At 68.0% G+C, this 19905-nt stretch carries 18 protein-coding genes and 3 tRNA genes; 15 read left to right on the top strand and 6 right to left on the bottom strand.

The window, feature by feature from the left end:
• Positions 1-31: 31 nt before the first annotated feature.
• From ileS to Tharo_RS08375, 5 genes are all read left to right on the top strand, one after another.
• The gene (ileS, locus tag Tharo_RS08395) at positions 32-2869 is read left to right on the top strand and encodes an isoleucine--tRNA ligase (protein WP_107220799.1); all 2838 of its coding nucleotides are present in this window, start codon (positions 32-34) and stop codon (positions 2867-2869) included.
• 13 nt (positions 2870-2882) lie between these two features.
• Positions 2883-3383 (top strand): signal peptidase II, encoded by a 501-nt coding sequence (gene lspA / locus Tharo_RS08390; protein ID WP_245881036.1) that lies wholly within the window; start codon positions 2883-2885, stop codon positions 3381-3383.
• A 21-nt stretch (positions 3384-3404) separates the two neighbouring features.
• A complete protein-coding gene (locus tag Tharo_RS08385; RefSeq protein ID WP_107222359.1) occupies positions 3405-3833 on the top strand; it encodes an FKBP-type peptidyl-prolyl cis-trans isomerase in 429 nt (142 codons plus the stop codon).
• A gap of 58 nt (positions 3834-3891) precedes the next feature.
• On the top strand, positions 3892-4830 hold the full coding sequence (ispH, locus tag Tharo_RS08380) for a 4-hydroxy-3-methylbut-2-enyl diphosphate reductase (protein ID WP_107220797.1): 939 nt from the start codon (positions 3892-3894) through the stop codon (positions 4828-4830).
• 126 nt (positions 4831-4956) lie between these two features.
• Positions 4957-5283: a (2Fe-2S) ferredoxin domain-containing protein gene (locus Tharo_RS08375; RefSeq protein ID WP_107220796.1), complete on the top strand. Its 327-nt coding sequence runs from the start codon at positions 4957-4959 to the stop codon at positions 5281-5283.
• A 33-nt stretch (positions 5284-5316) separates the two neighbouring features.
• Here the strand turns inward: Tharo_RS08375 and Tharo_RS08370 are convergent, their stop codons facing one another.
• Complete coding sequence (locus Tharo_RS08370; protein ID WP_107220795.1) at positions 5317-6444, bottom strand: aromatic ring-hydroxylating oxygenase subunit alpha; 1128 nt, start codon at positions 6442-6444, stop codon at positions 5317-5319.
• A 127-nt stretch (positions 6445-6571) separates the two neighbouring features.
• Between Tharo_RS08370 and Tharo_RS08365 the strand changes: the two genes are divergently transcribed.
• From Tharo_RS08365 to Tharo_RS08325, 9 genes are all read left to right on the top strand, one after another.
• The gene (locus Tharo_RS08365; RefSeq protein WP_107220794.1) at positions 6572-6832 is read left to right on the top strand and encodes an exodeoxyribonuclease VII small subunit; all 261 of its coding nucleotides are present in this window, start codon (positions 6572-6574) and stop codon (positions 6830-6832) included.
• The gene (locus Tharo_RS08360) at positions 6829-7737 is read left to right on the top strand and encodes a polyprenyl synthetase family protein (protein WP_107220793.1); all 909 of its coding nucleotides are present in this window, start codon (positions 6829-6831) and stop codon (positions 7735-7737) included. The genes Tharo_RS08365 and Tharo_RS08360 overlap by 4 nt, the downstream gene beginning before the upstream one ends.
• A 66-nt stretch (positions 7738-7803) precedes the next feature.
• The gene (gene dxs, locus Tharo_RS08355; protein WP_107220792.1) at positions 7804-9660 is read left to right on the top strand and encodes a 1-deoxy-D-xylulose-5-phosphate synthase; all 1857 of its coding nucleotides are present in this window, start codon (positions 7804-7806) and stop codon (positions 9658-9660) included.
• Positions 9661-9811: 151 nt separating this feature from the next.
• Positions 9812-10621, top strand: coding sequence for a GTP cyclohydrolase FolE2 (gene folE2 / locus Tharo_RS08350; protein ID WP_107220791.1), 810 nt, complete (start codon positions 9812-9814; stop codon positions 10619-10621).
• A gap of 132 nt (positions 10622-10753) precedes the next feature.
• Positions 10754-11104, top strand: coding sequence for a carboxymuconolactone decarboxylase family protein (locus Tharo_RS08345; protein ID WP_107220790.1), 351 nt, complete (start codon positions 10754-10756; stop codon positions 11102-11104).
• 104 nt (positions 11105-11208) lie between these two features.
• Positions 11209-11296: transfer RNA gene (locus Tharo_RS08340), tRNA-Ser, on the top strand.
• A 63-nt stretch (positions 11297-11359) separates the two neighbouring features.
• Positions 11360-11436, top strand: a tRNA-Arg gene (locus tag Tharo_RS08335).
• Positions 11437-11478: 42 nt separating this feature from the next.
• A tRNA-Arg gene (locus tag Tharo_RS08330) sits at positions 11479-11555 on the top strand.
• Positions 11556-11813: 258 nt separating this feature from the next.
• Entirely contained in the window at positions 11814-13016 is a 1203-nt protein-coding gene (locus tag Tharo_RS08325; RefSeq protein ID WP_107220789.1) for an MFS transporter, read from the top strand.
• A 12-nt stretch (positions 13017-13028) separates the two neighbouring features.
• Here Tharo_RS08325 and Tharo_RS08320 read toward each other — a convergent pair whose 3' ends face one another.
• From Tharo_RS08320 to Tharo_RS08300, 5 genes are read right to left on the bottom strand one after another with little or no spacing between them, the layout of a single operon-like run.
• Positions 13029-14426 (bottom strand): NnrS family protein, encoded by a 1398-nt coding sequence (locus tag Tharo_RS08320; protein WP_245881035.1) that lies wholly within the window; start codon positions 14424-14426, stop codon positions 13029-13031.
• Positions 14427-14440: 14 nt separating this feature from the next.
• Positions 14441-15361 carry an ABC transporter ATP-binding protein gene (locus Tharo_RS08315; RefSeq protein ID WP_107220788.1) on the bottom strand — a complete coding sequence of 307 codons (921 nt, stop codon included), beginning with the start codon at positions 15359-15361 and terminating at the stop codon, positions 14441-14443.
• Positions 15358-16149: an ABC transporter permease gene (locus tag Tharo_RS08310; protein ID WP_107220787.1), complete on the bottom strand. Its 792-nt coding sequence runs from the start codon at positions 16147-16149 to the stop codon at positions 15358-15360. The genes Tharo_RS08315 and Tharo_RS08310 overlap by 4 nt, the downstream gene beginning before the upstream one ends.
• Positions 16146-17294, bottom strand: coding sequence for an ABC transporter substrate-binding protein (locus Tharo_RS08305; RefSeq protein WP_107220786.1), 1149 nt, complete (start codon positions 17292-17294; stop codon positions 16146-16148). Before Tharo_RS08305 ends, Tharo_RS08310 begins: the two co-directional genes overlap by 4 nt.
• Before the next feature lie 2 nt (positions 17295-17296).
• Positions 17297-19360, bottom strand: a complete 2064-nt coding sequence (locus Tharo_RS08300; protein ID WP_107220785.1) for a TonB-dependent receptor — start codon at positions 19358-19360, stop codon at positions 17297-17299.
• 253 nt (positions 19361-19613) lie between these two features.
• On the opposite strand from Tharo_RS08300, the gene Tharo_RS08295 reads away from it, so the two are divergent.
• Positions 19614-19877: a hypothetical protein gene (locus tag Tharo_RS08295; protein WP_107220784.1), complete on the top strand. Its 264-nt coding sequence runs from the start codon at positions 19614-19616 to the stop codon at positions 19875-19877.
• Positions 19878-19905: the final 28 nt, after the last annotated feature.

The raw sequence follows: 19905 nt of genomic DNA, 5'->3' as shown, positions 1-19905 counted from the left end.
CTGCAACGTTCCAACCGACCTCTTTCCCGCCATGGCCGACTACCGTAAAACGCTCAACCTGCCCGACACGTCCTTCCCGATGCGCGGCGATCTGCCCAAGCGCGAGCCGAACTGGATCGCCGACTGGCAGCGCACGAAGCTCTACCAGCGCATCCGCAAGGCCAGCGCGGGGCGACCCAAGTTCGTGCTCCACGACGGCCCGCCCTACGCCAACGGCAGCCTGCACATCGGCCACGCGCTGAACAAGATCCTCAAGGACATCATCATCCGCTCGAAGACCCTCGCTGGCTTCGACGCGCCCTACGTGCCGGGCTGGGACTGCCACGGCCTGCCGATCGAGCACAAGGTCGAAGTCACCCACGGCAAGAACCTGCCCGCCGACAAGGTCCGTGAGCTGTGCCGCGCCTACGCCGCCGAGCAGATCGACATCCAGCGCGCCGACTTCATCCGCCTCGGCGTGCTCGGCGACTGGGACAAGCCCTATCGCACGATGGATTTCGCCAACGAGGCCAACGAGATCCGCGCACTCGCCGAAATGACCAAAAACGGCTACGTGTTCAAGGGCCTCAAGCCGGTGAACTGGTGCTTCGACTGCGGCTCGGCGCTCGCCGAGGCCGAAGTCGAATACGCCGACAAGCCGTCACCGACGATCGACGTCGCCTTCCCGGTATCGGATGCCGATGGCGGGACTCATTTGCGTAAACTCGCCGCCGCCTTCGGCCTCGCCCGGCTCGACAAGCCCGCCGCCGCGGTGATCTGGACCACCACGCCGTGGACGATCCCCGCCAACCAGGCGCTCAACGCCCATGCCGAGTTCGACTACGCGCTCGTCGAGGTCACGCTCGAGGACGGCGGCGCGCGCCTGCTCGTACTCGCCAAGGATCTGGTCGAATCCGCCCTCCAGCGCTACCGGCTCGAAGGCACCATCGTCGCCACCGCGAAAGGCGCGGCGCTCGAGCACATCGAGTTCCGCCACCCGTTCTACGACCGTCCCTCGCCGGTCTACCTGGCCGACTATGTCGGTCTCGACGCCGGCACCGGCATCGTGCACTCGGCCCCGGCGCACGGCGTGGACGACTTCAACGCCTGGCGCGCCTACGGCCGCAGCAACGAGGAAATCCTGTCGATCGTGATGGGCGGTGGCGAGTACGTGTCCGAACTGCCGTTCTTCGGCGGCATGAACATCTGGAAAGCCAACGCCGCGATCATCGACAAGCTCGCCGAAGTCGGCGCGCTGTTGTCGAACGGCAAGATCACCCACAGCTACATGCACTGCTGGCGCCACAAGACGCCGCTGGTCTATCGCGCCACCGCGCAGTGGTTCGTCGGCATGGACCGCGTCGCCGCGGACGGCTCCACCCTGCGCGAGCGCGCACTGCGCGCGGTCGAGGCGACCCAGTTCTACCCCGCCTGGGGGCAGGCCCGCCTGCACGCGATGATCGCCAACCGTCCCGACTGGTGCATCTCGCGCCAGCGCAACTGGGGCGTGCCGATCCCCTTCTTCCTGCACAAGGAGAGCGGCGAACTGCACCCGCGCACCGTCGAGCTGATGGAAGAAGTCGCCCGCCGGGTCGAGCAGGAAGGCATCGAAGCCTGGTTCCGGCTCGACGCTTCTGATCTGCTCGGCGACGAAGCGCCCCAGTACGACAAGATCAGCGACACCCTCGACGTCTGGTTCGACTCCGGCACCACCCACTGGCACGTGCTGCGCGGCTCGCACAACGACGGCCACCCCCAGGGGCCGCGCGCCGACATGTACCTCGAAGGCTCCGACCAGCACCGCGGCTGGTTCCATTCCTCGCTACTCACCGGCAGCGCGATCGACGGCCACGCCCCCTACCGCAGCCTGCTCACCCACGGCTTCGCGGTCGATGGTGCCGGGCGCAAGATGAGCAAGTCGCTAGGCAACGTCGTCGTGCCGCAGGAAGTCACCGGCAAGCTCGGTGCCGAGATCCTGCGCCTGTGGGTCGCGTCCACCGACTATTCGGGCGAGCTGTCGATCAGCAAGGAGATCCTCGACCGCGTGGTCGAAGTCTATCGCCGCATCCGCAACACCCTGCGCTTTCTGCTCGCCAACACCGCCGACTTCGACATCGCGAAGGACGCGGTGCCGCTCGCGCAGTGGCTCGACATCGACCGCTACGCACTCGCCTTCACCCGCCGCCTCGCCCAGCAGGTCGAGGCCGACTATGCGAAGTTCGAGTTCCACCGCATCGTCCAGGCGCTGCAGGTGTTCTGCGCCGAAGACCTGGGCGCCTTCTATCTCGACATCCTCAAGGACCGCCTGTACACCACCGCCGCCGGCAGCCTGCCGCGCCGCGCCGCGCAGACCGCGCTGTGGCACATCACCCAGACGCTGGTGAAGCTGATGGCGCCGATTTTGGCCTTCACGGCCGAAGAGGCCTGGGCGGTGCTCACCCCGGGCGGCGACGAACCGGACAGCGTGATGCTGCACTCTTTCCACGCCCTGCCGGCGCAGGAAGGTGAAGCGGGACTGATCGCGCGCTGGGAGGCCATCCGTGCGGTGCGCGCCGAGGCGCTCAAGGTAATCGAAGCGCTGCGCGCCGAAGGCAAGGTCGGCTCCTCGCTGCAGGCCGAGCTGGCCCTGTCCCTGAGCGCCGACAAGCATGCCGCGCTCGCCAGCCTGGGCGAGGATCTGCGCTTCGTCACCATGACCTCGGCCGCGACCCTGGCCGTGGCCGCCAGCCCCGAGGACGAGCGCATCGTCGCTCGCCCGGCGGCGGCGCAAAAGTGCGAGCGCTGCTGGCACTACGTCGAATCGGTGGGCAGCGACGCCGAGCATCCTGCCCTGTGCGGACGCTGCGCGAGCAACCTGTTCGGTGACGGCGAAACCCGCACCCATGCCTGAGGCGGTGAAGGCGATGAAGCCCGACGCCGGACGCGGCGCGCTGGCCTTGCTGCTGCCCTGGCTGATCCTGGCGGCAGCGGTCGGCGTACTCGACCAGGCCACGAAGCAGCTGGTGCTGGCGAACCTGCACCTCGGCCAGGTCGTGCCGGTGACCGGCTTCTTCGATCTGGTGCTGGTGTTCAACCCCGGCGCCGCCTTCAGCTTCCTCGCCACCCACGGCGGCTGGCAGCGCTGGTTCTTCACCGTGCTGGCGATGAGCATCTGCACCTGGCTGCTGGTGCTGATGCACCGGCACCGCCACGAAAGGCTGCTGCCGGCCGCCTTCGCACTGGTCATCGGCGGCGCGCTGGGCAACGTTTACGACCGCCTGGTGCATGGCGCGGTGGTCGACTTCCTGCATTTCCACTACGCCGGCTACAGCTGGCCGGCGTTCAACCTGGCCGACTCGGCCATCACCGTCGGCGTCGTGCTGATGCTGTGGGCGCAGTGCCGCGGCCACCGCGATGACGACTGAGACCCGACCCGGAGCATGATCTTGAGCCAGACCATCGAAGCCAACAGCCTCGTCACCCTGCACTACCGCATCACCCTGCCCAACGGCCAGCCGCTGATCAGCACCTTCGAGGCGACTCCCGCGACCCTGCAGCTGGGCGCCGGCGAGATGCTGCCGGGAATGGAAAAACTGCTTCTCGGCCTCGCCCCCGGCGCCCGCCAGGTGTTCGAGCTGACACCGGAAAACGCGTTCGGCCCGCACCGCACGGAACTGGTCGAGCGGGTCAAGCGCGAACACATACCCGACGAAGAGATCGAAGCGATGAGCATCATGGAATTCACCGCCCCCGACGGCTCGCGCTACTCCGGCCTGGTGCGCGAAATCGACGCCCAATCGGCACTGATCGACTTCAATCACCCGCTCGCCGGCAAGCACATCCGCCTCGAAGTCGAGGTCATCGGCATCCTCTGAGGCTGCCGCAGCCGGCCCGCCGGCCCGAACCGTCCCACTTCTGCCCCGGAGCCCCCCGATGAGCGACAAGGAAATCCTGCTGGCCAACCCGCGCGGTTTTTGCGCCGGCGTGGAACGCGCAATCGAGATCGTCGAGCGTGCCCTCGAGCGCTTCGGCGCGCCGATCTACGTCCGCCACGAAGTGGTGCACAACAAGTTCGTCGTCGACAACCTGCGCCGCAAGGGCGCGATCTTCGTCGAGGAACTGGACGAGGTCCCCGCCGGCAACACGGTGATCTTCTCCGCCCACGGTGTCTCGCAGGCGGTGCGCGAGGAAGCCGGGCGCCGCGGCCTGCGCGTGTTCAACGCGACCTGCCCGCTGGTGACCAAGGTCCATCTGGAGGTCGGCCGCATGCACGAGCAGGAGCGCGAAATCGTCATGATCGGGCACAAGGGCCACCCCGAGGTGGAAGGCACGATGGGGCAGATCGAGAGCGGCATCCACCTCGTCGAAACGCCGGCGGACGTGGCCGCCTTGCAGGTCGCCAACCCCGACAGGCTCGCCTATGTCACCCAGACCACGCTGTCGGTGGATGACGCCGCGGCGATCGTCGGCGCGCTGCGCGCGCGCTTTCCGAACATCGCCGGCCCGCGGAAGGACGACATCTGCTACGCCACCCAGAACCGCCAGGATGCGGTGAAGGCGATGACCATGCAGGCCGACGTGGTATTCGTGGTCGGCTCGAAGAACAGCTCGAACTCCAACCGCCTGCGCGAAGTCGCCGCCCTGCGCGACGTCCCCGCCTACCTCGTGGACAACGCCTCCGACATCGACCCGGCGTGGCTCGAGGGCAAGCGCCGCATCGGCGTCACCGCCGGCGCCTCGGCTCCGGAAATACTCGTCGAAGAGGTTGTCGGGCGCCTCACCGAGCTCGCCGGCGCGGCGGTGCGCAACCTCGACGGCGTGCCCGAAAAAGTGACCTTCCCGCTGCCGAAGGAACTGCAGGACGTGCGCTGAGAGCCGCCGCTGCGGGCGACGGGCTGCTGCGGCCGTACGCGATGGTATGGAACGGGGGAGAATTCGATTAAAATATCGAGATCTTACATAAGCTCATCCCATTAACCAGCCACGAAGGAGCCCATGATGGCAAAACCCGAAAAACACGTATTCGTCTGCAGCCACATCCACCCGCCCGAACTGGGGCGCCCGTCGTGCGGCGCCTGTGGCGGCAAGGACGTCGCCGGCGCGTTCTATCAGCAGCTCAAGGAGCGCGAGTTGCTCGGGCGCTTCGCGATCACCCGCACCGGCTGCCTGGGCGCCTGTAGCGCCGGCCCGGTCGCGCTGGTGTATCCGGAAGGGCTGATGTACGGGAAGCTGAAGCCCGAGGACGTCGCCACGATCATCGACGAGCACCTGCTCGGCAACCAGCCCGTCGAGCGTCTGAAGGTCTCCGCGGAAGTCTGGGGCTAAGCTCGCCGCGACCGGAGCGGCCGCGGCCTGGACTCACTCCTGCGCCGCGCTGCCGCTGCCGCCGATGTGCGGCGCCATGATCCGGCGGTAGAACTGGTGGAAGTGCTTCATCCCGTCTTCATAGGGTGACTGGTACGGGCCGATCTCGTTGCGCCCTTCCTCGAGCAGCGCCCGGCGCCCGCGGTCCATGCGCTCGCCGATCTCGTCGTCCTCGATCGCGGTTTCCATGTAGGCCGCCTGCTCGGCCTCGATGAACGCGCGCCCCGACGCGACAAGGTCTTCCGGGTAGTAGAACTCGACGACGTTGGTGGTCTTGTCCACCGCGGTCGGCACCAGCGTGCTCACCACCAGCACCTGGGGATACCACTCGACCATGACGTTGGGGTAGTAGGTGAGCCAGATCGCGCCGTGCTCGGGCGTCCTGTCGCCGTAGCGGGCGAGCACCGCTTCGTGCCAGCGGGCATAGGCGGCAGAGCCGGGCTTGGCCAGCGATCCGAGACCGACGCGCTGGACCGAATACCAGTCGCCGAACTGCCAGCTCAGGTCCCGGCAGGTGACGAAGCGTCCCAGCCCGGGGTGGAAGGGGACGACGTGGTAGTCCTCCAGATAGATCTCGATGAAGGTCTTCCAGTTGTAATTGCAGCGGTGGATCTCCACCCGGTCGAGCTTGAAGCCGGAGAAATCGAGCGCCGGCGCCATCTGCATGCCGGCCAGGTCGGCATTGGGCGAGCGCGGCCCCTTGAACAGCAGGCCATGCCAGCTTTCGAGCGGGTCGCGGCGCAGGTTCAGGCAAGGGTTTTCGCGGAAGTGCGGCGCACCGACCAGCGTCCCCTCCAGGTCGTAGTTCCAGCGATGGACCGGACAGGTCACGCGCGCCGTCTGGCCGCTGCCCTGCAGCATGATCGCCTGGCGATGGCGGCAGACGTTCGACATCCGGTGCACGCCGGCCTCGGTGCGGACCAGCAGCTTCGAATGGTCCAGCCATTCGAGCGAGCGGTAGCTGCCGATTTCGGGAACCATCTGCTCATGACCGGTATAGCCCGGGCCGGCATCGAACAGCAGCTTCTTTTCCTGCTCGAAGATCTTTTCGTCGAAGTACCAGGAAACAGGCAGCTGCGAAACAGCCTGCGCCAGTTGCCCCTTGGCGCCGATGTCGGCCATTCCCGACTCCTCCTCGCGCGGACAAGATATCCGGAAAAATAAACAGGCTAGTTTAAGACAGCGCCCGTTTGACCGCCAGACCCGCCTTCGGTTATTTTTCCGCCTTTACCGCGCCAGATATCGATCCATGCCAAAGTCGGCGTCCTCTTCCCCGAAGTCCTTCGAAGCCGCGGTTTCCGAGCTGGAGAGCATCGTCCAGGAAATGGAAGCGGGCACGCTCGCACTCGAAGACGCGCTCGCGCGCTACCAGCGCGGCACGCAGCTGCTGCGATACTGCCAGACCACCCTCGGCGATGCCGAACAACGCGTGAAAATGCTCGAGGGGGGCGGCCTGTCGGATTTCCAGCCCGAAGGCCGGCGCGACAGCGAAGAAGGAGAAGGCGCATGAACGACCCCGACCGCAGCCCGACGTTTGCCGACTGGATGAGGCATATCCAGCAGCGCACCGAAACCGCGCTCGCCGCCTTGTTGCCCGAGCCGTCGATTACCCCCGAGCGCCTGCACGCAGCGATGCGCTACGCCGTGCTCGGTGGCGGCAAACGCGTGCGCCCGCTGCTCGCCCACGCGGCCGGCGAGCTCGCCGGGGCCGCTCCCGGCAACGTCGACCGCGCCGCCTGTGCCGTCGAGCTGATCCACGCCTACTCGCTGGTCCATGACGACATGCCGTGCATGGACGATGACGTGCTGCGCCGCGGCAAGCCCACCGTCCATGTCGAGTACGACGAGGCTACCGCGCTTCTGGTCGGCGATGCCCTGCAGGCCCTCGCCTTCCAGGTCCTGGCCGAGACGCCGATCTGCGACGCGCCCGCGGCCCAGCTCGCGATGCTCGCCCGGCTCGCCGCCGCCGCCGGTTCGCGCGGCATGGCCGGCGGCCAGGCCATCGACCTGGCCGCAGTCGGCCGCCAGCTCGGCCGCGCCGAGCTCGAACTCATGCACATCCACAAGACCGGCGCCCTGATCCGCGCCGCCGTGCTGCTCGGAGCCCATTGCGGGCACGGCCTCGGCGCCGACGAGCTGGAGCGCCTCGACCACTACGCAAAAGTTGTCGGCCTGCTGTTCCAGGTCGTCGACGACATCCTCGACGCCGAAGCCGACACCGCCACCCTGGGCAAGACCGCCGGCAAGGACGCCGAGCAGAACAAGCCGACCTACGTCAGCCTGCTCGGCCTGACCGACGCCCGTCGTCTGGCCGAAGAGATGCTCGTCGACGCCCGGGCCACGCTCGCCCCCTTCGGCGCGCGGGCCGCCCGCCTCGGCGCCCTCGCCGACTACATCGTGCATCGCGCCTTCTGAGTTCTGCCGCATTCACGGTTCTGCACCTGCAGCCCACCGAACAGAAGCACTGACCCCGGACCGCCAATGGCTCCCTACCCCAACCTGGAACGCATCGCCAAGCCCGCCGATCTGCGCACGCGCGACCGCCACGAGCTGGCGACGATCGCCAACGAGCTGCGGGCCTTCCTGATCGAATCGGTCTCGAAGACCGGTGGCCACCTGTCCTCCAACCTCGGCACGGTCGAGCTCACGATCGCCCTCCACCACGTCTTCAACACGCCGCACGACCGCATCGTGTGGGATGTCGGCCACCAGACTTACGGCCACAAGGTCCTCACCGGACGTCGCGAGGCGATGGGCAAGCTGCGCCACTGGGGCGGCATTTCCGGCTTCCCGCGGCGCTGCGAGAGCGAGTACGACACCTTCGGCACGGCCCATTCGTCGACGTCGATCTCGGCGGCGCTGGGCATGGCCGTCGCCGCCCGCGCACGCAAGGAGGAGCGCCATGCGATCGCCGTGATCGGCGACGGCGCGATGTCGGCAGGAATGGCGTTCGAGGCCCTCAACAACGCCGGCGACATGGAAGACCTCAACCTCCTGGTCGTCCTCAACGACAACGAGATGTCGATCTCGCCGCCGGTCGGCGCGCTCACCAAGATCCTCGCGCGGATGCTGTCGGGCTCGACCTACAACACCGCGCGCCGCGTCGGCGAAAAAGTGCTGGGCATGGCCCCGCCGGTGGCCGAACTCGCGCGCAAGGTCGAGGAGTACGCCAAGGGCATGATCAGCCCGGGCACCCTGTTCGAGGAGTTCGGCTTCCGCTACTACGGCCCGATCGACGGCCACGACCTCGACGCGCTGATTCCCACCCTGAACAACCTGAAGAAACTGAAAGGGCCGCAGTTCCTGCACGTGATCACCCGCAAGGGCCAGGGTTACAAACTCGCCGAAGCCGATCCGATCCTGTATCACGGCGTCTCCAAGTTCGACCACACCGCCGGCATCCAGGCCGCCAAGGGAAGCAGCACGCTCACCTACACCCAGGTGTTCGGCGACTGGCTGTGCGACATGGCGAAAATCGACCCGCGCATCGTCGGCATCACTCCGGCGATGCGCGAAGGCTCAGGCCTGGTGCGCTTCGCCCAGGAATACCCCGAGCGTTACTTCGACGTCGGCATCGCCGAACAGCATGCGGTCACGTTCGCCGCCGGCCTCGCCTGCGAAGGCCTGGTGCCGGTGGTGGCGATCTATTCCACCTTCCTCCAGCGCGCCTACGATCAGCTGATCCACGACGTCGCCCTGCAGAACCTGCAGGTGGTGTTCGCCATCGACCGCGGCGGCCTGGTCGGGGCCGACGGTGCGACCCACCACGGCGCCTTCGACCTGTCCTATCTGACCTGCATCCCCAACATGGTGGTGATGGCTCCGGCCGATGAAAACGAATGCCGCCAGATGCTGTACACCGCGGTGCGCCACGAAGGCCCGAGCGCGGTGCGCTACCCGCGCGGCGGTGGCAGCGGGGTGACGCCGGCCGCGGAAATGACCGCTCTGCCGATCGGCAAGGGTGAAGTGCTGCGCAGCGGCACGCGCATCGCCCTGCTCGCCTTCGGCAGCATGGTCGGCGTCGCCCGCGAGGTGGCCGAGGAGATCGACGCCACGGTGGCCAACATGCGCTTCGTCAAGCCGCTCGACGAAGCGCTGGTCGCCGCCCTCGCCGCCGACCACGACGTGCTCGTGACCCTCGAGGAAAACGCCGTCGTCGGCGGCGTCGGCGCCGAAGTGGCGCGCATCGTCGACGGCCTCGAGGCCCGCCCGCGCATGCTCCGCCTGGGCCTGCCCGACCACTTCATCGACCATGGCGACCAGGCCCGCCTGCTCGCCTCCGTCGGCCTCGACAAGGCCGGCATCCTCGCCAGCATCGCGCGCATCGATCCGCGCTGAGCGCCTTTCCCCTTCGCCGCCCGCCTCCGCGGGCGCGAACGCCTTCCGCCGTCGCCACCCCCGAAGAAGTTGAGCGGATTGGTCGGGAAAGCTACCATTCCAAGTTAGTGCAACTCGATTGCACGACGCCCCCAACCCGCAGAGAACCGACATGAACGCCCCCACCGACCACGCCATCCCCGACGTACAGAACAGCGCGGACAGCCGCCGGATCGCGATCAACAAGGTCGGCATCAAGTCGATCCGCCACCCGGTCAAAGTCGCCGACAAATGCGGCGGCGTGCAGCATACGGTGGCGAGCTTCAACATGTACGTCGGGCTGCCGCACAACTTCAAGGGCACCCACATGTCGCGCTTCGTCGACATCCTCAACGGCAACGAGCGCGAAATCTCGGTCGAATCCTTCGAGCCGATGTTGCGCGCGATGGTCGAGCGCCTCGAAGCCGAAGCCGGCCATGTCGAGATGAGCTTCCCTTACTTCATCAACAAGACCGCGCCGGTATCCGGCGTGCAGAGCCTGATGGATTACGAAGTCTGCTTCATCGGCTCGATCCGCGACGACGGGCACTACGAATTCACCATCAAGGTGGTGGTGCCGGTAACCAGCCTGTGCCCGTGCTCGAAGAAGATCTCCGCCTACGGCGCGCACAACCAGCGTTCCCACGTCACCGTCACCGCCGTGCTCAACGACCACCTGTGGATCGAAGACCTGGTGCAGCTGGTCGAAAACCAGGCTTCCTGCGAGCTCTTCGGCCTGCTCAAGCGCCCCGACGAAAAATGGGTCACCGAACGCGCCTACGACAACCCCAAGTTCGTCGAAGACATGGTCCGCGACCTCGCCGCCAGCCTCGATCAGGAAACGCGTATCGACGCCTACGTCGTCGAATCGGAAAACTTCGAGTCGATTCACAACCATTCGGCCTATGCCCTGATCGAGCGCGACAAGCGCAGCGCGGCGTGAACGGCGCCCCGCTGCCGCAGCGGCGGTGGCGGCCCGCGGCCGCCCATCCGGTCACCCGCACGACCGCCCGGGATGGCAGCGGCGCGCGGGACATCGTAAAATAAGCGTTTCCTTAAATACGGAACCGCCACGATGTCCAAATCCTTCGTCCAGATCACTTCCGACGTTTCCAAAGCCCTCGGCACGCTGCGCCGGGAAATCCCCCAGACCATGGCCGGTTTCGGTGCGATGGCGAAAAGCTCGCTGCAGGACGGCGCCCTCGACGAGCTGCACAAGGAACTGATCGCGCTCGCCATCGCCGTGACCCAGCGCTGCGACGCCTGCGTCGGCTTTCACATCAAGGCGCTGATCCGCCTCGGCGCCAGCCGCGAGCAGATCATGGAAACCCTCGGCGTATGCACCTACATGGGGGGCGGCCCGGCCCTGATGTACGCCGCCGAAGCGGTCCGCGCCTACGAGGAAATGCTGCCCGGCAACGCCTGACCCGCCCCCGGCCGGGGCAGCGCACCACCCGGCATGATTTTTCGGGCGGCGGCAAATAAGCGTTCACATTTTCGGTGAATTCACTATAATGCCGACCTTCGAGCGGAGAGGTGGCAGAGTGGTCGAATGTACCTGACTCGAAATCAGGCGTACCGCAAGGTACCGTGGGTTCGAATCCCACCCTCTCCGCCAGAATTTTGTTGAAAAAGCGGAATTAAACGCTATAATCCCGCTCCTTCGCAGTCGCAGCAAAAAGCGCCCGTAGCTCATCTGGATAGAGTACCTGGCTACGAACCAGGGGGTAGGAGGTTCGAATCCTTCCGGGCGCGCCAGACACAGCCTTCCGATATCGGGCTCTAAACGATTTCGGCAACGCGCCCGTAGCTCATCTGGATAGAGTACCTGGCTACGAACCAGGGGGTAGGAGGTTCGAATCCTTCCGGGCGCGCCAGACACAGAAAGGCGCTGACTCCATCAAAGGATCAGCGCCTTTTCATTTTTCCAGCGCGCGGATCCGGGAACGGTTCGTCCGCCCCGGCCAGGAGCTCTTCTCCCGCTGAAGCGATGCCTTCCGGGCCGGCCGCGGCGTCCCCACGGGATCGCTCCGCAGCGCAGACGGAACAACGGAGCTTGCCATCCGGCCCCGCTGCCAACGTATGATTCCGGTGTCGTCCCCACTTGCCCGCATCGGCTTGCCCGAACGCCCCCCATGATCGGCCCTCGCCTGCTCCCGCTGCTGCTGCTCTACGGTCTGATGCTGCCGGTCACCGCGATGGTGCCGGTGCTGTCCGATTTCACCGTGCAGCGCTTTCCCGGCCTCGGCCAGTTTGCCAGCCATCTGTTCATGTCGATCAACATGGTCGGCGCGCTGCTCGGCGCACCCCTCGCCGGGCTGCTGTCCGACCGCCTGGGGCGCCGCCGGACGCTGGCGGTGGCGGCGCTGGCGGTCAACGGGCTGAGCCTGCTCGGCATCGCCTGGGCCTACCGCCACGCCGACAGCTACGCCGTCCTGCTCGCGCTGCGCCTGGTCGAAGGCTTCGCCCACATGTCGGCGCTGTCGCTGCTGATGGCGCTGGGAGCCGACCACGTCGGCCGGGGCGGGCTCGGCGCGCGCATGGGCGCGGTCGGCGCCTCGATCAGCCTGGGCGTGGCCAGCGGCGCACCGCTGGGCGGAGTGGTCGGCGGCATCGAGCCGTTGTGGGTGCCGCTCGGGGGCGGCCTGCTGTCACTGGCGCTCGCGGCGCTGGGCTACCTCGGCCTGGCGGACACCGCCGGCACGCGCGCGCGCCTGTCGATCGCGGACATCCTCACCACCCTGCGCGGCCGCCGGGCGCTGCTGATTCCGCTCGCCTTCTCCTTCGTCGACCGGCTGACGGTGGGCTTCATCGTGTCCACGCTGTCGCTCTACCTCGGCCTGGTGATCGGCTTCGATGCCCGCCAGATCGGCGGCGCGATGGCGGCCTTCCTGATCCCGTTCTCGATCCTGACCTACCCCGCCGGCCGCCTGTCGCGGCACTGGGATCCGATGGCAATGATGATCGGCGGCAGCATGCTGTACGGGGTTTTCCTCGCCGTCCTCGGCGTCCTCCCGGGCACCTTGATCGTGCCGGCGATGGCCGCAGGCGGGCTGATCGCCGCACTGATGTACGCCCCTTCGCTGGTGCTCGCCACCCACTACGGCGGCGACGACTGCCGCGCCAGCGCGCTGGCCGCTTTCAACATGGCCGGCTCCCTCGGTTTCGCCGCCGGACCGCTGCTCAGCAGCGGCCTGCTGGCCGCCTTCTCGCTGTGGCTGGGTGCGCCTTATCCGGCGGTGTTCGCCGCCATCGGCGCGATCGAGGTCGTCCTTGCCGCGGCGGTGCTGGTGCTGCTGCGCCGCAGCCGCCAGCCCCGCCTATCCCCGCTGTGCTGAACGCGGCGTCCTTCACCCCGGCGGGAGCGGCCCGGGCGCCGGAGCATGCACTGCGGGCGGCTGCACGCGCATCTCCTCGCAGCCTTCGCCCCCATCGACCCGCGCGCGGATGAAGAGCACGCCCAGACGGAATGCGGCCAACCCGTAGGCCAGCACCCAGGCGAGGCCGCTGGCCAGCTGCAATGCCGGCGCCGGCACCCCGGGAAACCCCGCCGCCGCCCGCAGCAGGGCCGCCCCCCCGATCAGCATGCCCGCCACCCCGACCCAGGGCCGCAGATCCAGTGGATAGCCTGCATGGGTGCGGCCGGCAATGCACAACACGGCGAACACCGACAGCCCCATCGCCCCCACGGTGAGCAGATGCAGGCCGGCGCTGGCGGCGATCGGCAGCCCGAGTCGCGCCACCCCGATCAGCCCGTAGCCGAGCGCCAGCAGCCAATACACCGCGTAAAGCATGAATGCCCAGCGCGTCAGCAGCGCGCGCCCGACGTGCCAGTCATTGAGCAGGTTGAGCACCGCCGCGGCCGCGGCCAGCGCCACCCAGCCGGCGATCGCCGACTGCGGCAGGGCGAATTCGGCCACGGTGTACAGCGCGATCGCAAAGATCGCCAGGTTGCGCCGCGGCGGGCGGGCGCGATAGGCGGGCAGATCCTCGTCGGCGTCCCGCCCGGCGCTGCCGGCGGCGCGCCGCGTGCGTTCGACATCGAGCGCATCATTGACGATGCGCATCGAGATCCGGCTCATCGCGACCACGATCAGCGTCATCATCACCCCCACCGCCGCCAGCAGCCAGCGCATCGGATAAAGCCCGCGCACGACATCGAAGTGGAAACCGGCGACCATCGCCACCATCGCCGCCAGTCCCCACAGAAAACCGAGCTGGCGCCGTTCCGGATCCCGCCACAGGCGGGGGACGACCAGTCCCAGCAGGACGAGGGCAAAACCGGTTTCGAACAACGCCGCAAGCACCGGCCCCGCCACGTCCCCTGCCAGAGGCGACAGCCAGAATGCCACCCTCGCCGCACCCCACAGCAGCACGCACAGCAGTGCCACACCGCGGCCGAAGGGCGGCGTGGCGGTGAACTCGGGCACCGCGGTCAGCACGAAGCCCGCCAGCGCCGCCAGCCCAAACCCGAACATCAGTTCATGGGCGTGCCACACCAGCGCACCGCCCGCAACCGCCGGCAGCGCGCCGCCCGTCCCGAGAAAGACGAGCCAGACCAACACCAACAGCGCGCCGTACACCGCGGTGGCGAGAAAGAAGGGACGGAAACCGCACATGAAAACAGGCAGGGCGGCGAGGCGGGTGAGGTGGGTGATGGGCGAACCGGCAGCCGCAGCGGCGCTGCGACGGCGATGGAGGCCGACGGAGTGGGAGGGAACGGCGTCGACGGGCGCCTCGATCGTCATCGTTGATTCCTTGCTCAGGCGCCGCAGCGCTTGCCTGCGGCCGCGCCATGGGGCGGCGCGGAAGGGGCGAGTACGCGCAGGTCGGACGGGACGAGCCCCGCATGCCCGGACGCCGGCTCGCCGACGATACGAAGGCGCGCGCCGCCCCTGCCGCCGAGCGCAGCCAAGGCGCCCCCCGCCGCCGCCGGCAGGCCGAAGCTGTCGCGCACCGCCGCCGCCTGCAGCAGTTCGGCGGTGTGGCGATACACCCATGCGTCATCGCGTGCGGCGCTCGGGCGGGCAAGCTCGAAACGCGCCACGATGCGCCCCGGCGCCGGCGCCATGACGAGAATGGCGTCCGACAGGCGGACCGCCTCCATCAGGTCGTGCGTGATCATCAGCACGCCCATCCCACGCTCGCGCTGGTGCGCCAGCAACAAGCGGTAGAGCTCTTCCTTGAGCCCGACGTCGAGCGCCGAGAACGGCTCGTCGAGCAGCAACAGCTCGGGCGCGAGCACCAGCGCACGCGCCAGCGCGACCCGGCTCTGCATGCCGCCGGAGAGCTGGTGGGGAAACTTGTCGAGATCGTGCGCGGCGAGTCCGAGGCGCAGCGCCAGCGAGCGGGCCCGCCGATGGCGTTCGCCGCGCCCGACTCCCGCCGCCTTGAGGCCGAGCGCAATGTTGTCGAGCGCACTCTTCCACGGCAGCAGACGAGGCTGCTGGAACATGAAGGCGGTCGTGGCGAAGCGGTTGTCGACCTCGCCCTGCTGCACGCTCAACAGCCCCGCAGCAAGGTGGAGCAGCGTGGTCTTGCCGCAACCCGAAGGGCCGACCAGGGCCAGCACTTCGCCGCCACGGACCTCGAAATCGATCCCGGCGAGCACTTCGTCACGAGCGAAGGCATAGCCCAGGCCGCGAACCTCGAGCCCGCCGGAGGGGGACGCCGGGTGCCTCATGCGCCCTGCTCCCGCCAACGCTCGAGCTCACGCTTGAGCGGCTCGAGCACGAGGTATTCGACCATCAGCAGCAGCCCCACCACCGCGCTGATCCAGGCCATCGTCGCCGCCGTATCCAGGTGCGAGCGCGACACCGCGAGCGCGGCGCCGACACCGTCCTGGGTGGCGAGCAGCTCGGCCATCACCACCACTTTCCACGCCGTGCCGAGGGCTGCGATCCAGGCCGGAAACAGATAGGACACCAGGTGCGGCAGATAGACGTCGGTGAACATCATGCGCCGCGGCAGGCGAAAGGCCTCGGCCATGCCGCGGAGCTGGTTGTCGAGGGTGCGCGTGCCCTGCAGCGCACCGATGAAGATCACCGGGAAGGCGGCGACGAACACGGTGAACACCGGCGTGCCGTCGCTCGCGCCGAACCACAGTATCGCCAGCACCAGCCAGGCGATCGGCGGCGTCCCCATGAGCACGGTGACGAGCGGGCGCGACATCATCGACGCGGTCAGCGACAGCCCAGCGAGCAGGCCGAGGGCACTGCCGGCGACCACCGACAAGGCATAGCCGGTGAGCGCACGGCGCGCGGTGACCGCCAGTTCGGGCCAGGCCGCGCCGCTGTCGATCAGCTGCCACAGAGTGGAAAAGGTCGAGCGCGGATCGGGCAACACCAGCGCGCCGTAAACGAGGCTGACCGCCTCCCAGGCGGCAAAGAGCAGGAACAGGCTGGCGATCGCCCCCCAGCCGCTCCACAGATAGGCGGGCAGTCCGGCGAGCCAGGCGCGGAGCAGGCTCATCTGCGCACGGCGCCGGCGTAGAAGCCGTCATCGGGGAGCTTGCCGCCGATCAGCGCGGGATTTTTCGCATGCAGGTGGCCGAACATGAATTCGAGTTCGGCCCGTGCAGCCGCGGCCGGCACCGCTTCGGTCTGGCTGACCGCGATCGAATCGGCCACCGCCTCGGCGCTGAGCAGATCGATGCGCGCCGCCACGGCCTGTCCGCAGGCGCTCGCCTGCTCGCGGCACCAGGCGAGCGCGCGCGCGTATTCGGCTTCGATGCGCGCGACCACCTCGGGGCGCTCGCGCAGCGCCCCCATCACCGCGATCCCGGCCTGCGGAATGCGTGCCGCACGCGCGAACACCCGCCCCCATTCCTGCTGCAGATCGATGCTGCGGTGCAGCTCGGGCGCGACCACGTTGAGCGGGAAAGAGCCGGTCTTGCGCAGCGCCATCGACACCGCCGGCTCGGCGAGCAGGGCGTGATCGACCTGGCGCATCACCAGCAGCTGCATCGCATCGACCGGGCTGGCGACGTAGCGCAGGCGCAGCTCCTTCCTGACGTCGATCCCCTGCTGGCCGGCCAGGAGCTGGAACACGATGTCGGGCATGTCGCCGCGGAACGGCATCGCCAGCTCCTTGCCGCGCAGGTCGGCGAGCGTCTTCAGCGCCGGATCGCGCGATACCAGCCACAGCACGCCCCAGGTCGAGACGTTGAGCAGCTGCAGCTTCGCGCCGCGGTTGTAGAGGTTGGCGGCGACGTTGGTCGGCATCGCCAGCACGTCGGCGCGGCCATCGAGCGCCATCACCCGCAGCTGGTCGGGGTCGCGCCAGGGCACGAACTCCACCACTTCGGCGACATCGGCGAGCGCCCCCGAATCGACCATCCGGATCAGCGGGTTCGACACCGCTGCCGACGGGCCGGCGAGGACGAGCCGGGGCAGCTTCTGCGCGTAGGCGATGCCGGTCACGAGCAGGAACGCGCAGACGACGCCGAGGTGCAATGCAAGCCGCGTCCACGCCGCAAGGACGGGCCGTACAGCCCCGTGCTTCCCCCCGCAGGCCGACGCGGCACGGTGCCTGCCGTGCGCGCGCGCCCCCGGGCGTGCGACGGTGCGATCGACCAGGCAGAGTGCAGGAGGCGGGCTGCAGCGATCTGTTTCCATGTCTAGAAGCTCCCGTTCAGACTGAGGGCGATGCCGCGCCCGGGCGCGGCCAGTTCGTTGCCGGAAACACCATCGGTCAGGTGCTCGTGATAGCGCTTGTCGGCCAGGTTGCGGAGGGTGACGCCGACACTGGCGGCCTCGAACGCGGCCACAGGGCCGAAGCGCCAGCCGAATCCGGCATCCGCGGTGACGAAACCGGCGGTGCGATCCTCGGTGCCATTGGAAAACCGGGTGGCGACCCGGTCCTGCTCGGCCACCGCGCGCAGCTGGGCATGCCAGTAAAAACCGCGCTCGGCCGGCTGGCCGATGCCCAGGGTCAGCTCGGGAGCCGGCATCTGGTACAGCGGCTCGTCGTCCTGATGGTTCTTGCCGCGCAGCCAGGTGAAGCTGCCATCGATCACGAACGCCGCCACCGGCAGGCTGGCACTGCCTTCGAGGCCGTAGAGGGTGACTTTGTCGAGGTTTTCGGTGCGCTTGAGGGGAAGCCCGGTCGCACTGTGCGTCGTCCCGGTGATCCGGCCGGCGATGTAGTCGTCGATGCGGGTATGGAAGGCGGCGAGCTGGTAGCGCAGCCGGCCTTCGCGCCCCTTCAGGCCGAGCTCGACGCTGGTCGACACTTCGGGGTCGAGCTGCGGGTTGCCGACATGGTAGTAGCCGTCGCCGCGCGCCGAATCCTCGAAGCGTTCGCGCATGTCGGCTGCACGATAGGAGCGGCCGACATTAGCGTAGACATTGAGCGACCCGGACAACGGATAGATCGCCCCCAGCGACCACGACAGGTTGTTATCGGTGTTCTCCAGCCCGCTGGTCTGCGCCGCCGGCCCCGAACCCTTCTGCCGGGCGTCGCCGCGCACACGGTCATAGCGCGCACCGGCCACGATCCGCGTCGTCCCGAGTTCGAACTCGTCCTGCACAAACAGCCCGGTCGATTCGATGCGCCCCTTGTCGAAAGGATCGTTGCGCTGGTTGTTGTCGAACGCGGGCGGATTGTTGTCGATATAGCGTTCGGGGTCGCCGCGCATGTTCCAGACATCGACACCGACCGTCAGCAGGTGGTCCGCCGCAGGGGAAAACAGGTATTTCGCCTTTGCCCCATCGGTGACGAAAGTGACGTCATTGCGCACGTAGTCGCGCTCCTTGGCCGAGGAATGGGCACGGATCTGGCGGAAAACTTCCTGCCGATAGAGCTCTGCGGACAGCTGCCCGTTGCCGACGGCGGCGTCCACCCCGATTTCGTAGAGCTCCCGGCGCTGTTCGGGCGAATGGATGGTCGCCACCCCCAGCGGCTTCGGAATCCCCGCGCCGCTGCGCGCCGAACCCGGATACCACACGTCGCGGTCGGTGTGGCGCTGCAGGTTGAGGCGCACGCTGGCATCGTCGCCGAGGCGGTGGCGGTACTTCGCCAGCAGCGAGCCGGAATCGTAGCCGGTACGCTGCTCGCGCCCGTCCGGGCTGCGATAGTCGTGGACATCGCGCCCCGCAGCGCCGAGCACCAGTGCATGGTCGGTGTTCGAGCGCGTCAGCAGCAACGCCCCGGCCACGCTGCGATCGACGCTGCCGACGCCGAGGCCGACCCGCCCGCCGTGCGTGTCCTCGGCGCTGAAGCGCGCTTCGGGAGTGATCAGATTCACCACGCCGCCCATCGCCCCGCTGCCGTACAGCACCGAGCCCGGCCCTTTGACGACTTCCGCGCGCTCGAGCAGGCCGAGATCGAGGAAGGAGGCGATCGCCCCCTGCGGCTGGGCCGAATTCACCCGCAGACCATCGACCATCACCACCACGCTCTCCTTCTTTTGCCCACGCAATACCGGGTTCTGTCCCCAGGCGCCGTCGGACTGCACCGCCAGGCCGGGCTGGCCGCGCAGCAGATCACCGACCACCGCCCCGCCGGCACCGGGTGAAGGCAGGATTTCCACCGCCTGCGGCGTGTCCTGCGCATCCGCGGCATAGCCCTTGGCGGTCACCAGCCGGGTTTCGAGCAGCACTTCGGCATGGGCGGAATGAAAGGCGGGGGCAGCGGACAGGCCGAGAACGGCGACGACGGATGGGCGCAAGCGAAACACCATGGGGAAGCTCTCCGGAAAGGAAACATCCGGGCTGGCTGGCGGTCGGTCGCTGGCTTGCCCTACTGGATCAGGTTATCCAGGACAAGGATACAGTTAATACGAATTGTTATCATTTGATAAACATCAAATAATGATCGACCCTCTTCGCCCGCAGCATCGCCGGACAACGGTTCGTGACGGCCGGCCCGCGGCTGTTGGCCCGCGACTGCGCCTCCCGCCCGCCTACCGCCCTCTTCCCGGTATCCTTCCCGCCATGCGTTCGATCCTCCCGTTGAAACTTTCCCGCCTGTTCCGGCCGCGCGATTCGCGTTTCTGGCTGATGGTCGTCCTCAACCTGCTGTCCGCGGTTCTGGCCTGGGTGCTGCGCACCTATCCGCTGGTGCCGCTTGCCGCGGCGCTGGTCGCGGTGTTCGCGCTGGGCAACGCGCTGCTTGGAATGCGCATCGCCTTCGATCTGCTGCGGGACGGAAACACCGGCGAAGCGGGGCCCGCCCGGCGCGACCACGATCCCTCGTGAACGCCGGGAGCGGTCGTTTCCACCCCAC

The organism is Thauera aromatica K172, from assembly GCF_003030465.1.
Taxonomy (GTDB): Bacteria; Pseudomonadota; Gammaproteobacteria; order Burkholderiales; family Rhodocyclaceae; genus Thauera; species Thauera aromatica.
Note: the sequence above shows the minus strand (reverse complement) of the source record. Positions and strands in the feature narration are given on the sequence as shown.

Excerpts from the sequence above, each read along its gene's own strand:
- Tharo_RS08360 (WP_107220793.1), top strand. The coding sequence starts at position 6,829 with ATGAACGACCCCGACCGCAGCCCGACGTTTGCCGACTGGATGAGGCAT.
- Tharo_RS08310 (WP_107220787.1), bottom strand. The coding sequence starts at position 16,149 with ATGAGCCTGCTCCGCGCCTGGCTCGCCGGACTGCCCGCCTATCTGTGG.
- Tharo_RS08345 (WP_107220790.1), top strand. The coding sequence starts at position 10,754 with ATGTCCAAATCCTTCGTCCAGATCACTTCCGACGTTTCCAAAGCCCTC.
- Tharo_RS08295 (WP_107220784.1), top strand. The coding sequence starts at position 19,614 with ATGCGTTCGATCCTCCCGTTGAAACTTTCCCGCCTGTTCCGGCCGCGC.
- Tharo_RS08305 (WP_107220786.1), bottom strand. The coding sequence starts at position 17,294 with ATGGAAACAGATCGCTGCAGCCCGCCTCCTGCACTCTGCCTGGTCGAT.
- ileS (WP_107220799.1), top strand. The coding sequence starts at position 32 with ATGGCCGACTACCGTAAAACGCTCAACCTGCCCGACACGTCCTTCCCG.
- dxs (WP_107220792.1), top strand. The coding sequence starts at position 7,804 with ATGGCTCCCTACCCCAACCTGGAACGCATCGCCAAGCCCGCCGATCTG.
- Tharo_RS08315 (WP_107220788.1), bottom strand. The coding sequence starts at position 15,361 with ATGAGGCACCCGGCGTCCCCCTCCGGCGGGCTCGAGGTTCGCGGCCTG.
- Tharo_RS08325 (WP_107220789.1), top strand. The coding sequence starts at position 11,814 with ATGATCGGCCCTCGCCTGCTCCCGCTGCTGCTGCTCTACGGTCTGATG.
- Tharo_RS08365 (WP_107220794.1), top strand. The coding sequence starts at position 6,572 with ATGCCAAAGTCGGCGTCCTCTTCCCCGAAGTCCTTCGAAGCCGCGGTT.
- folE2 (WP_107220791.1), top strand. The coding sequence starts at position 9,812 with ATGAACGCCCCCACCGACCACGCCATCCCCGACGTACAGAACAGCGCG.
- Tharo_RS08370 (WP_107220795.1), bottom strand. The coding sequence starts at position 6,444 with ATGGCCGACATCGGCGCCAAGGGGCAACTGGCGCAGGCTGTTTCGCAG.
- Tharo_RS08300 (WP_107220785.1), bottom strand. The coding sequence starts at position 19,360 with ATGGTGTTTCGCTTGCGCCCATCCGTCGTCGCCGTTCTCGGCCTGTCC.
- lspA (WP_245881036.1), top strand. The coding sequence starts at position 2,883 with ATGAAGCCCGACGCCGGACGCGGCGCGCTGGCCTTGCTGCTGCCCTGG.
- Tharo_RS08320 (WP_245881035.1), bottom strand. The coding sequence starts at position 14,426 with ATGACGATCGAGGCGCCCGTCGACGCCGTTCCCTCCCACTCCGTCGGC.
- ispH (WP_107220797.1), top strand. The coding sequence starts at position 3,892 with ATGAGCGACAAGGAAATCCTGCTGGCCAACCCGCGCGGTTTTTGCGCC.
- Tharo_RS08375 (WP_107220796.1), top strand. The coding sequence starts at position 4,957 with ATGGCAAAACCCGAAAAACACGTATTCGTCTGCAGCCACATCCACCCG.